The sequence below is a fragment of the Pseudomonas multiresinivorans genome, from assembly GCF_012971725.1.
GTDB lineage: Bacteria > Pseudomonadota > Gammaproteobacteria > Pseudomonadales > Pseudomonadaceae > Pseudomonas > Pseudomonas multiresinivorans.
Genome location: NZ_CP048833.1, coordinates 1,097,693 through 1,109,801, shown reverse-complemented (window position 1 = coordinate 1,109,801; position 12,109 = coordinate 1,097,693). Strand labels below are relative to the sequence as shown.

The 12,109-nt window shown below is 64.9% G+C and carries 12 protein-coding genes; 7 read left to right on the top strand and 5 right to left on the bottom strand.

The genetic code is table 11. The features are described from left to right. Positions 1-35 precede the first annotated feature (35 nt). Both glnL and ntrC read left to right on the top strand, forming a co-directional pair. Positions 36-1,112, top strand: a complete 1,077-nt coding sequence (gene glnL / locus G4G71_RS05100) for a nitrogen regulation protein NR(II) (protein ID WP_169935827.1) — start codon at positions 36-38, stop codon at positions 1,110-1,112. Between the two features lie 2 nt (positions 1,113-1,114). After that, positions 1,115-2,545 (top strand): two-component system response regulator NtrC, encoded by a 1,431-nt coding sequence (ntrC, locus tag G4G71_RS05095; RefSeq protein ID WP_024766654.1) that lies wholly within the window; start codon positions 1,115-1,117, stop codon positions 2,543-2,545. A gap of 404 nt (positions 2,546-2,949) precedes the next feature. Here the strand turns inward: ntrC and trmL are convergent, their stop codons facing one another. Further along, positions 2,950-3,411 (bottom strand): tRNA (uridine(34)/cytosine(34)/5-carboxymethylaminomethyluridine(34)-2'-O)-methyltransferase TrmL, encoded by a 462-nt coding sequence (trmL, locus tag G4G71_RS05090; RefSeq protein WP_045215793.1) that lies wholly within the window; start codon positions 3,409-3,411, stop codon positions 2,950-2,952. Here trmL and G4G71_RS05085 point away from each other — a divergent pair. After that, positions 3,410-3,862 carry a hypothetical protein gene (locus G4G71_RS05085; protein WP_169935824.1) on the top strand — a complete coding sequence of 151 codons (453 nt, stop codon included), beginning with the start codon at positions 3,410-3,412 and terminating at the stop codon, positions 3,860-3,862. The two genes, trmL and G4G71_RS05085, sit on opposite strands and share 2 nt — an antisense overlap. Before the next feature lie 800 nt (positions 3,863-4,662). Here G4G71_RS05085 and secB read toward each other — a convergent pair. The 3 genes from secB to G4G71_RS05070 are packed head-to-tail and all read right to left on the bottom strand — an operon-like array spanning position 4,663 to position 5,864. Continuing rightward, a complete protein-coding gene (gene secB, locus G4G71_RS05080) occupies positions 4,663-5,148 on the bottom strand; it encodes a protein-export chaperone SecB (RefSeq protein WP_169935822.1) in 486 nt (161 codons plus the stop codon). 37 nt (positions 5,149-5,185) lie between these two features. After that, positions 5,186-5,440, bottom strand: coding sequence for a glutaredoxin 3 (grxC, locus tag G4G71_RS05075; protein ID WP_024762249.1), 255 nt, complete (start codon positions 5,438-5,440; stop codon positions 5,186-5,188). Between the two features lies 1 nt (position 5,441). Continuing rightward, positions 5,442-5,864, bottom strand: coding sequence for a rhodanese-like domain-containing protein (locus G4G71_RS05070; RefSeq protein WP_024762248.1), 423 nt, complete (start codon positions 5,862-5,864; stop codon positions 5,442-5,444). 145 nt (positions 5,865-6,009) lie between these two features. Here G4G71_RS05070 and gpmI point away from each other — a divergent pair, with 145 nt between their 5' ends. The 4 genes from gpmI to G4G71_RS05050 all read left to right on the top strand — a co-directional run bounded on the left by gpmI (position 6,010) and on the right by G4G71_RS05050 (position 11,097). Continuing rightward, complete coding sequence (gene gpmI, locus G4G71_RS05065; RefSeq protein ID WP_169935820.1) at positions 6,010-7,545, top strand: 2,3-bisphosphoglycerate-independent phosphoglycerate mutase; 1,536 nt, start codon at positions 6,010-6,012, stop codon at positions 7,543-7,545. A gap of 138 nt (positions 7,546-7,683) precedes the next feature. Continuing rightward, positions 7,684-8,973 (top strand): murein hydrolase activator EnvC family protein, encoded by a 1,290-nt coding sequence (locus G4G71_RS05060; RefSeq protein WP_169935818.1) that lies wholly within the window; start codon positions 7,684-7,686, stop codon positions 8,971-8,973. 27 nt (positions 8,974-9,000) lie between these two features. Further along, positions 9,001-10,311: a S41 family peptidase gene (locus G4G71_RS05055; RefSeq protein WP_169935816.1), complete on the top strand. Its 1,311-nt coding sequence runs from the start codon at positions 9,001-9,003 to the stop codon at positions 10,309-10,311. A 3-nt stretch (positions 10,312-10,314) separates the two neighbouring features. Next, positions 10,315-11,097, top strand: coding sequence for a divergent polysaccharide deacetylase family protein (locus tag G4G71_RS05050; protein WP_169935814.1), 783 nt, complete (start codon positions 10,315-10,317; stop codon positions 11,095-11,097). A gap of 116 nt (positions 11,098-11,213) precedes the next feature. On the opposite strand, the gene G4G71_RS05045 is transcribed toward G4G71_RS05050, so the two are convergent. Continuing rightward, the gene (locus tag G4G71_RS05045) at positions 11,214-11,969 is read right to left on the bottom strand and encodes a substrate-binding periplasmic protein (RefSeq protein ID WP_169942521.1); all 756 of its coding nucleotides are present in this window, start codon (positions 11,967-11,969) and stop codon (positions 11,214-11,216) included. Positions 11,970-12,109 lie beyond the last annotated feature (140 nt).

Genomic DNA, 12,109 nt, shown 5'->3' with positions numbered 1-12,109 from the left:
ATTTTCCCGCACAGTCTTGGGACATCTCTTACGCCATGCCTACAGAAACCCAGCTCCGCCTGTTGCTCGACAACCTCACCACGGCGGTGATCCTGCTCAACGCCGAGCTGCGCCTGGAGTACATGAACCCGGCAGCGGAAATGCTGCTGGCGGTCAGTGGCCAACGCAGCCACGGGCAGTTCATCAGCGAGCTGTTCACCGAGTCGCCCGAGGCGCTGCAGTCGCTGCGCCAGGCCGTGGAAGAGGCGCACCCCTTCACCAAGCGCGAAGCAACCCTGACCTCGCTGACCGGCCAGTCCATCACCGTGGACTACGCGGTGACGCCGATCCTCGACCGTCGCGACACCCTGCTGCTGCTCGAAGTCCACCCGCGCGACCGGCTGCTGCGGATCACCAAGGAAGAGGCGCAGCTGTCCAAGCAGGAAACCACCAAGCTCCTGGTGCGCGGCCTGGCCCACGAGATCAAGAACCCGCTGGGCGGCATTCGCGGCGCGGCGCAGTTGCTCGCGCGCGAGTTGCCGGAAGAATCGCTCAAGGACTACACCAACGTCATCATCGAGGAGGCCGACCGCCTGCGGAACCTGGTGGACCGCATGCTCGGCTCCAACAAGCTCCCGCAGCTCTCGGTGACCAACGTCCACGAAGTGCTGGAGCGCGTCTGCAGCCTCGTCGAGGCCGAAACCCAGGGCACCATTCCGCTGGTGCGCGACTACGACCCGAGCATCCCGGACCTGCTGATCGACCGCGAGCAGATGATCCAGGCGGTACTCAACATCGTGCGCAACGCCATGCAGGCGATCGCCGCGCAGAACGAACTCAAGCTGGGGCGCATCACCCTGCGCACCCGCACCCTGCGCCAGTTCACCATCGGCCACACGCGCCATCGCCTGGTGTGCAAAGTGGAGATCATCGACAACGGCCCGGGCATTCCGGCTGAACTGCAGGACACCATCTTCTATCCCATGGTCAGCGGCCGCGCCGACGGCACCGGCCTGGGCCTCGCCATCACCCAGAACATCATCAGCCAGCACCAGGGCTTGATCGAATGCGAGAGCCATCCCGGCCACACCGTGTTCAGTCTGTTCCTGCCCCTGGAACAAGGAGTCCATTGACCATGAGCCGATCAGAGACCGTCTGGATCGTCGACGACGACCGCTCCATCCGCTGGGTGCTGGAAAAAGCCCTGCAGCAGGAAGGCATGACCACCGTCAGCTTCGACAGCGCCGACAGCGTGATGAGCCGCCTGGGCCGGCAACAACCGGACGTGATCATCTCCGACATCCGCATGCCCGGCTCCAGCGGACTGGACCTGCTGGCGCAGATCCGCGAGGTGCACCCGCGCCTGCCGGTGATCATCATGACCGCGCACTCGGACCTGGACAGCGCCGTGGCCTCCTACCAGGGCGGCGCCTTCGAATACCTGCCCAAGCCCTTCGACGTGGACGAGGCCGTCTCCCTGGTCAAGCGCGCCAACCAGCACGCCCAGGAGCAGCAGGGCCTGGAAGCGCCGGCCAACCAGACGCGCACCCCAGAAATCATCGGCGAGGCGCCGGCGATGCAGGAGGTTTTCCGTGCCATTGGCCGGCTCTCCCACTCCAACATCACCGTGCTGATCAACGGTGAATCGGGTACCGGCAAGGAACTGGTCGCCCACGCCCTGCACCGCCACAGCCCGCGCGCGGCTTCGCCGTTCATCGCGCTGAACATGGCGGCGATCCCCAAGGACCTGATGGAGTCCGAGCTGTTCGGCCACGAGAAAGGCGCCTTCACCGGCGCGGCCAACCAGCGCCGCGGCCGCTTCGAGCAGGCCGATGGCGGTTCGCTGTTCCTCGACGAGATCGGCGACATGCCGGCCGACACCCAGACCCGCCTGTTGCGCGTGCTGGCTGACGGCGAGTTCTACCGGGTGGGTGGCCACACCCCGGTGAAAGTGGACGTGCGGATCATCGCCGCCACTCACCAGAACCTGGAAAACCTGGTGCGCGAGGGCAAGTTCCGCGAAGACCTGTTCCACCGCCTGAACGTCATCCGGGTGCACATCCCCCGCCTGGCCGACCGTCGCGAGGACATCCCGGCACTGGCCCGGCACTTCCTTTCCCGCGCGGCGCAGGAGCTGGCGGTCGAGCCCAAGCTGCTCAAGCCGGAAACCGAGGAATACCTGAAGAACCTTGGCTGGCCGGGCAACGTGCGCCAGCTGGAGAACACCTGCCGCTGGATCACCGTCATGGCTTCCGGCCGCGAGGTGCATATCGACGACCTGCCGCCGGAGCTGATGACCCAGCCGCAGGACAGCGTGCCGGCCGCCAACTGGGAGCAGGCGCTGCGCCATTGGGCCGACCAGGCGCTGGGACGCGGGCAGTCGAACCTGCTGGACACCGCCGTGCCGGCCTTCGAGCGGATCATGATCGAGACCGCGCTCAAGCACACCGCCGGCCGCCGCCGTGACGCCGCCGTGCTGCTGGGCTGGGGTCGCAATACCCTGACCCGCAAGATCAAGGAACTGGGCATGAAGATCGACGGCCCGGACGAGGACGGCGACGACTGAAGTCATTCCACGACAAAGGGGCCGCAAGGCCCCTTTTTCTTGCGCTGCCGTGCCAACCCCCAAGGCACAGTGCCGGGCTGACCGATCGCGGACGGAGTCCGCTCCTACGCAGTGGGCGAGCACGTCATTGGCTGCAGGTGCGGGCCATGGCTGCCATCAACACCCATGAAACCGGGTCACATCCCGGTAGCATTTACCCCCAGAACCTGTGGATAACACTGTGCACGGAACGGGGAAGGAACGTGCTACAGCCCAGAGCATGCGCGGTCTAGGGGTTTGCTCGGTTTCTGTGCAGGAATTTGCGGGTTGCCCACATCGGCTGTGCGCCTGCCTGTGGATAAGCTTGGGGCAAGCCGCTGCGCTTCACAGCCCACGCGGGTTTGCGCGGGCCGTACAAAAAACGCTCAGTCCATGGCGAAGCCGTGCTGACGCCAGGCTTCATAGACGGTCACGGCGACGGTATTGGAAAGGTTCAGGCTGCGGCAACCCGGACGCATCGGCAGGCGCACACGCTGCTCCGGCGGCAGCGCGTCACGCACCTCCTCGGGCAGCCCGCGGCTTTCCGGGCCGAAGAGGAAAGCGTCGCCACGCTCGTAAGCCACTTCATGGAATGGCTGCGAGCCTTTGGTGGTGAAGGCGAACAGGCGCGGCTGGCCGAGCTGTTCCAGGCATTCCTCGAGACTCGCGTAGCGCCGCACGCTGGCGTACTCGTGGTAATCCAATCCGGCGCGACGCAAGCGCTTGTCGTCCAGCTCGAAGCCCAGCGGCTCGATCAGGTGCAGGCTTGCGCCCGCGTTGGCGCACAGCCTGATAATGTTGCCGGTGTTGGGGGGAATTTCCGGTTGAAAAAGGATTACGTGGAACATGCAGCGCTCCGAGCCTGAGAACGGCGGGCATTCTACTCCCGCAAAGGAGCAAATGCGGCCCAGGCCCTGGCTGAAAGTGATGGTTTCGCTGTGCGTGCTGGGCCTGCTGCTGGGCCTGATGATAGGCCGCCTGGTCAACCCGCCGCACGAGGGGCCAACCCGAGTCCTCGCCGTAGAGCCGTCGGCCGATGGCCTGGTACTCACCCTGGACGCGCAGCCCGCCGTTCGCGCCGGCCATCTGGAGGGCGCACTCGCGCTGCGGATCGAAGCCGTTGCCACGGCACAGCAGGGGCAATTGCGGATCGGCGATGCGCCGGTGCGCTGGAGACTGGAGCCGCAAGGGGAAGGGATTCTGCTGGCGCTGCTGTCCACCCGGCGCCTGCAAGGTACCTGGGACAGCGCCGAGGTCGGGGGCCGGTGGCGCCTGACCATCAGCGCGCGGCCCGAATAAAAGCGGGGTGTTCCCGGCCTGCCTGGTCCGGGGCCCCGAAGCGGGAAGCGAAGCCTCCGCAGGGAGGATCGCGGGCATAAAAGAGGGGTTTACCCGGCCTGCCTGTACCAGGACCCCTAACGGGTGTGCAGGGCGCCGTGGCACGCCTGCGGGCATAAAAAGGGGGCTTTCCCGGCCTGCCTGTACCAGGACCCCCGAACCGGCTGCGACGGCCGCCGCTTCGGACTGCACGCTCGCAAGATGTAAAAGAGGGGTTCCCCAGCCTGCCTGTACCGAGGCCCCTGAAATCGCTGTTGTCAGGGGTATTGCAGAGGGCGTGCCAAAATCGGCTCAGAGTCTTGCCTGTGAGCTGAAGAGCGCCACGAAAAACTCTACAGGCCCTTCTGCATAAGGCTTTCAGCGATTTTCGCCGATAGCTGAAATGTGCTGAAGGCAGCGTTGCCCAGGCATTTCCCGGCGCGTCGAGTACCGCCGCACCTGCGCCCTGCTAGTGCGGATGCACCAAATTTGAACGCTCGGCCGGCATTTCTGTTCTGTAGGAGCGAGCTTGCTCGCCAACGCCGGACTCCCTCAGCTACGGCCAGACTGTTCGCGAGCAAGGACTGGGCGTCCCCCTCGGTCCTACGAAGAGCAGCAGCGCTTACCCACAGCATCGCTGAGCAACCGACGGAACAGTCTGTGGATAACCGTCCGTAGCCAAGGCGGCGCCTGGCTCGCACGAACCTGTTCAAAATCTGATCAACCCAGATTGCAGGCAAAGAAAAAGGCGCCCGAAGGCGCCTTTTTTCCAACCGCTGCGATCACTGAACCGACGGGATCTCGCCGGAAGCCTGCATACGGGCGATTTCCTGCGCGTACAGCGCATCGAAGTTCACCGGGGACAGCATCAGTGCCGGGAACGAACCGCGGACAACCAGGCTGTCCAGGGTTTCACGGGCGTACGGGAAGAGGATGTTCGGGCAGAAGGCGCCCAGGGTGTGGCTCATGCTGGAAGCGTCCAGGCCCTTGATCAGGAAGATGCCGGCCTGCTGCACTTCAACGATGAAAGCGGTTTCCTCGTTGTTCTTAACGGTCACCGAAACGGTCAGGACCACTTCGTAGAAGTCGCCGTCCAGCTGCTTCTGACGGGTGTTCAGGTCCATCGAAATGGCCGGCTGCCACTCCTGGCGGAAGATTTCCGGAGCCTTGGGGGCCTCGAAGGAGAGGTCGCGTACGTAGATGCGCTGCAGCGAGAACTGCGGGTTGTTGTCTTGTTCGGCTGCGCCGTTGCTGGCTTGTTCAGTCATTTCGGGACCTTCTTGTGCATCGTTTCAGAATGAGGGATCACGCCGAGAGCAGCGTATCCAGCTTGCCCGCGCGTTCCAGCGCGTAAAGATCGTCGCAGCCGCCGATGTGGGTTCCGTCGATCCAGATCTGCGGCACCGAAGTGCGGCCCGCCTTGCTGGCCATCTCGGCGCGAACGCCAGGCTTGCCGTCCACGGAGATTTCCTCGTAGGCGACACCCTTCTTGTCCAGCAGGGCCTTGGCGCGGATGCAATAAGGGCACCACGCGCTGGTGTAGATCAAGGTCGACGGCATCTCACTTCACCAGGGGCAGATTATCGCCACGCCAGCTGCCGATGCCGCCGGAGAGCTTGGCCGCGGTGTAGCCGGCCTTCTGCAGCACGCTGCACCAGGTGCCCGAGTGCTGGCCCATGCCATCGACCACGATGATGGTCTTGGCCTTGTGTTTGTCCAGCTCGCTCATGCGGGCGTTCAGCTTGTCCGCCGGGATATTCAGCGCGCCGACGATGTGACCGGTAGTGAACTCCTTGGTGGGACGGATATCCAGCACCACGGCCTGCTCGGCGTTGACCATGGCAGTCAGCTCGCGGGTGGACAGCGCACGGCCGCCCTTGCGCATTTCGTGCAGGGCCAGCAGTACCAGCAGGATGACCAGGGCACCGACCAGCAGGTAGTGGTGGGTGGCGAATTCGATCAGACGAGGAAGAAACGAAGACATGCGCAGGACATCCAGACGTAAAAATGCCGGCCAGTATACACGCGCGTATCTGACGGCTGAACCCTAGGGATCATGGCGTCTGTCGGCACCAAAAGGTAAAATGTGTGTCCTTTTCTGACCCCTATTCTCGGAAAGAGCCGTAACTATGACTGCAACGCCCAAACCGCTGGTCCTGATCATTCTGGACGGCTTCGGCCATAGCGAGAGCCCCGAATACAACGCCATCTATGCCGCGAAGAAGCCCAACTGGGACCGCCTGCTGGCCAGCCAGCCCAACGGCCTGATCTCCGGCTCCGGTATGGACGTCGGCCTGCCCGACGGCCAGATGGGCAACTCCGAGGTCGGCCACATGAACCTGGGCGCCGGCCGCGTCGTCTACCAGGACTTCACCCGCGTCACCAAGGCGATCCGCGACGGCGACTTCTTCCAGAACCCCGTGCTGACTGGCGCCGTGGACAAGGCAGCGAAAGCCGGCAAGGCCGTGCACATCCTCGGCCTGCTTTCCGATGGCGGCGTACACAGCCATCAGGACCACCTGATCGCCATGGCCGAGCTGGCCGCACAGCGTGGCGCCGAGAAAATCTACCTGCACGCCTTCCTCGACGGCCGCGATACGCCGCCCAGGAGTGCCGAGCCGTCGCTGAAGCTGCTCGACGACGCCTTCGCCCGCATCGGCAAGGGCCGCACCGCCAGCATCATCGGCCGCTACTTCGCCATGGACCGCGACAATCGCTGGGACCGCGTCGAAGCCGCCTACAACCTGATCACCGACGGCACCGCCGAATTCACCGCCGATTCCGCGGTGAGCGCGCTGAACGCCGCCTACGAGCGCGGCGAGAGCGACGAATTCGTCAAGGCCACCCGCATCGGCGCACAGGTGCTCGTGGAAGATGGCGACGCCGTGGTGTTCATGAACTTCCGCGCCGACCGTGCCCGCGAGCTGTCGCGCGCCTTCGTCGAGCCGGGCTTCAAGGAATTCCCGCGCCAGCGCGAACTGCACCTGGCCGAGTACGTGATGCTGACCCAGTACGCGGCGAGCATTCCGGCGCCCAGCGCTTTCAAGCCCGAATCCCTGGACAACGTCCTGGGCGAATACCTGGCGAAGAACGGCAAGACCCAGCTGCGCATCGCCGAAACCGAGAAGTACGCCCATGTGACCTTCTTCTTCTCCGGCGGCCGCGAAGAGCCGTTCGAAGGCGAAGAGCGCATCCTCATCCCCTCGCCCAAGGTCGCCACCTATGACCTGCAGCCGGAAATGAGCGCGCCGGAAGTTACCGACAAGATCGTCGACGCCATCGAGAACCAGCGCTTCGACGTGATCATCGTCAACTACGCCAACGGCGACATGGTCGGCCACACCGGCGTGTTCGAGGCCGCGGTGAAAGCCGTCGAGTGCCTGGATACCTGCGTCGGTCGCATCGTCGAGGCTCTGGACAAGGTCGGCGGTGAAGCGCTGATCACCGCCGACCACGGCAACGTCGAGCAGATGGAAGACGCCATGACCGGTCAGGCGCACACCGCGCACACCTGCGAACCGGTGCCTTTCGTCTATGTCGGCAAGCGCAAGCTGAGCATCCGCGAGGGCGGCGTACTGGCCGACGTGGCCCCGACCCTGCTGAACCTGATGGGTCTGGAGCAGCCAAAAGAGATGACCGGGAAATCGATCATCACCCTGCTTTAATGGGTATCGATTTGACGGGAACGTGAGCCGCCTCCCGTCGGTCAGAGCAAACGCCCCACGCCATGCGGCCTGGGGCGTTTTTTTTAATGCCCGCCACGGGCATACTAGGCCGTCCAGACTTCAGGTCCCCGCCGCCCAATGCCTCGCGCCCTCCTCCCGCTGCTGCTGATCTGCCTCCTGAGCCCGCTCCCGGCCGTTGCCGACGAACGCGCCGACGCCCAGCGTCAGCTGGAGCAGACGCAGAAAGACATCAACGAGCTGAAGAAGAATCTGCAGAACATCCAGGCCGAAAAGTCCGGCGTGCAGAAGCAGCTCAAATCCACCGAGACCCAGATGGGTGACCTGGAAAAGCAGATCAAGCAGATCCAGGACGAGATGAAGAAGAACGAGGAGGAGCTGCAGCGCCTCGATTCAGAGAAAAAAAAACTCCAGGGCGCGCGCCTTGAGCAGCAGCGCCTGATCGCCATCCAGGCCCGCGCCGCCTACCAGAGCGGCCGCCAGGAATACCTGAAGCTGCTGCTGAACCAGGAACACCCCGAGAAGTTCAGCCGCACCCTCACCTACTACGACTACATCAACAAGGCGCGCCTGGAGCAGCTCTCGGCCTTCAACGAGACCCTGCGTCAGCTGAGCAACGTCGAGCAGGAAATCACTTCGCAGAAGGACGAGCAGGTCGCCCAGCAAACCGCTCTGGAAGCTCGCCGCCAGGAACTCGCCGACGCCCGCAAGGCGCGCCAGGAGACCCTCGCCAAGCTCAACAGCGACCTCAAGGACGGCGGCAGCAAGCTCAAGGACCGCGAGCAGAGCCAGGAGGACCTCAACAAGGTCTTGAAGACCATCGAGGAAACCCTCGCCCGCCAGGCCCGCGAAGCCGAGGAAGCGCGCCAGCGCGCCCTGGCCGCCGAGCGTGAGCGGGTCAAGCGCGAGCAGGAACTGGCGGCGCGCGGCGAGAAGCCGGACATACCCTCCAAACGCCCCGACTACAGCGGCCCGCTGGTTTCCAGCGGCGCCGGCTTCGGCGGTGCCTTCGCCGCCACCAAGGGCAGGCTGCCCTGGCCGGTGGATGGCCGCGTGCTGGCGCGCTTCGGCAGCCCGCGTGGCGACGACCCCCGTGCCACCTGGGACGGCGTGCTGATCGGCGCCTCTGCCGGCAGTACCGTGCGTGCCGTGCATGGCGGTCGCGTGGTATTCGCCGACTGGCTCCGTGGCTCCGGCCTACTGGTGATTCTCGACCACGGTGGTGGCTACCTGAGCCTTTATGGGCATAATCAAAGTCTTCTGAAGGACGCCGGCGATACCGTCAAAGCAGGCGATCCCATTGCAACCGTGGGAGCCAGCGGGGGTCAGAGTACCCCGGCGGTGTATTTTGCCATTCGCCATCAGGGCCGCCCGGCGGACCCTTCGACCTGGTGTCGCACGCAAGGATAAGCGGCGATCACGCATTAGGAGCCAAACATGTCGCAAGCTTTCCGTCTTACTACCCTGGCCCTGGCCTTGCTGCTCGGCGTCGGTGCGGTCCAGGCCGCCGACGCGCCGGCCGCATCTCCTGCGGCCAACGGCAAGGAGGCTCCGCTGCCGCTCGATGAGCTGCGCACCTTTGCCGAGGTCCTGGACCGGGTGAAGGCGGCCTATGTGGAACCGGTGGACGACAAGACGCTGCTGGAGAATGCCATCAAGGGCATGCTCAGCAACCTCGACCCGCACTCGGCGTACCTCGGCCCGGAAGAGTTCGCCGAGCTGCAGGAAAGCACCAGCGGCGAATTCGGCGGCCTGGGCATCGAGGTCGGCAGCGAGGATGGCTTCGTCAAGGTGATCTCGCCGATCGACGACACCCCCGCCGCCAACGCCGGCATCCAGCCGGGCGACCTGATCGTCAAGATCGACGGCAAGCCGACCAAGGGCCAGTCGATGAACGAGGCGGTGGACAGCATGCGCGGCAAGGCCGGCTCGCCCATCACCCTGACCATCGTGCGTGGCGGCGGCAAGCCGTTCGACGTCACCCTCAAGCGCGCCATCATCAAGGTGAAGAGCGTGAAGAGCCAGATGCTCGAACCGGGCTATGGCTACCTGCGCATCACCCAGTTCCAAGTCAACACCGGCGAGGAGACCGTCAAGGCGCTGTCCAAGCTGCGCAATGACAACAAGGGCAAGCTCAAGGGCGTAATCCTCGACCTGCGCAACAACCCTGGCGGTGTACTGCAGTCGGCGGTGGAAGTGGCGGACGCCTTCCTCACCAAGGGGCTGATCGTCTACACCAAGGGCCGCATCCCCAACTCCGAGCTGCGCTTCTCCGCCGATCCGGCCGACCCGAGCGACGGCGTGCCGCTGGTAGTACTGATCAACGGCGGCAGCGCCTCGGCGGCAGAAATCGTCGCCGGCGCCCTGCAGGACCAGAAGCGCGGCATCCTCATGGGCACCGACAGCTTCGGCAAGGGCTCGGTGCAGACCGTGCTGCCGCTGAACAACGACCGCGCCCTGAAGCTCACCACCGCGCTGTACTACACCCCCAATGGCCGCTCCATCCAGGCCCAGGGCATCACCCCGGACATCGAGGTGGAACGCGCCAAGGTGACCCGCGAGAAGAGCGAGTTCGACGGATTCAAGGAAGCCGACCTGCAGGGTCACCTGGCCAACGGTAATGGCGGCCAGGATCGCCCGACCGCCTCCGGCAAGGCGCCGGAAGATCGCCCGCAGGATGGCGACTACCAGCTCAGCCAAGCCCTCAGCCTGCTGAAAGGACTCAGCGTCAGCCGCGGCAACAACTGACCGATGCGCCCGGCCCGGCTGCTGTTCGGCCTGTGCCTGGGTGCGCTGCTGTGCCTGCCGGTGGCCGCCGCGCCCCGGCCGGACGGCAGCAAGCCGCTGGTCAGCATCATCATCGACGACATCGGCCAGAACCTGGCGCGCGATCGCCAGGTAATCGACCTCTCCCCCGCCGTCGCTCTGGCAGTCATTCCCGACACGCCCCACGCCGCCGAGCTGGCCCGCGAAGCGCATCAGCGCGGGCGGACCGTGATGCTGCACATGCCGATGGACCCGGCCGGCGGTGACTATGCCTGGAGCCCGGAGCTGACGCAGGACGAGCGCGCCCGGCGCCTCGACTCGGCCCTGGCAAAAGTCCCCTATGCACAAGGCCTGAACAACCATGAAGGCAGCCGCATGACCGCCGACCGCCCGGCCATGGCCTGGCTTGCCGGGGAATTGCAGCGCCGGCACCTGTTCCTGCTGGACAGCCGCACCAGCGCCGCCACCGTGGCCGCCGCCGAGGCGCAGAAGATCGGCCTCGCCAGCCTCTCGCGGGACGTATTCCTCGATGACGACCCGAGCGAAGCCGCGGTGATGGAGCAGATGCAGCGCGGCCTGCAACTGGCGCGCAAGCAGGGCACGGTGGTGATGATCGGCCACCCGAAGCCGGCGACCCTGGCGGTGCTCAAGCGTGTTTTGCCGACGCTGAAGGCCCAGGGCTTCGAACTGGTGAAACCGCCGTTGATGATCGCCGAGCGCGGCAACCGCGCCATGGCGGGGCATGGGCGGAATGGGATTTACCGATAGAGGTAGCCAGGATCGGCTTTCTGTAGGAGCGAGCTTGCTCGCGAACAGCGCCCGGCACCGAAATCCGCGGAAGCTGGGTTCGCGAGCAAGCTCGCTCCTACAACGATAAGCCGACCTTACAGGTAGTTATTGGTCGCCTGCTCGATGAAGCCATCGGCGCGCATCTCGTCCAGCGCCTTCTGCAACTTGGTCACCACCTCGTCCGGCGTGTCCTTGTTGATCGCCAGGTACAACTGCGCCTCATTGAAACGCAGCACGGTCTGCAGGCCGGACACGCCCTCCTGCTTGGCCAGGTAACGGCCCACCGGATCGGTGGTGGCCCAGAGGTCGATTTCGCCGGTGGTCAGCTTCTTGACGTTTTCCTGGTCGCGCAGCGCGTTGAGCACCGGGATGCCCTGGCTCTCCAGGTTCTGGCTGACGGCGTCGTTCTTGTAGGCGCCCAGCTTGTACTTGGCGGCGTCCTTGAGGTCCTTCACCTTGATCGAACTGCCCGGCGGGGCGAGCAGCACCCAGTGGGTCTTGGCGATCGGCCCGACCCACTTGAACAGCGGCACGCGCTCGGGCGTGTAGGTGGTGGAGAACAGCCCATAGTCGGGCTTGTCGAGGGCCAGCTTGTACAGGCGATCCCAGGGGAAACGCAGGCTCAGGCTGTACTGGATGCCGGCGCGCTTGAACATCTCGCGGACGATGTCGGCGCTGATGCCGTCGATCCCGTCGTCACGGGCGAAGTTCTTGTCGTCCACCGCCATGTTGAACGGCGGGAAGTTCTCGGTGAGCAGCACCATCTTGTAATCGGCGGGCAACTCGGCGCGGGCCGTGGCGGCCCCCAGCAACAGACCCAGGGTCAGGGCCTTGATCAGGACTTTCAGCATGGTCATACCGCTCGCTTGGTTATCGTTATTGGGCTTGCGGCATCCCTGCAGAGGGGACGGAATACTTCGCTCGTCTGCCTTCCGTGGCAAAACCGGCGCCGAGGGATGTCGGCGCCAAACACGAAGGCCGGCGAGTAGCC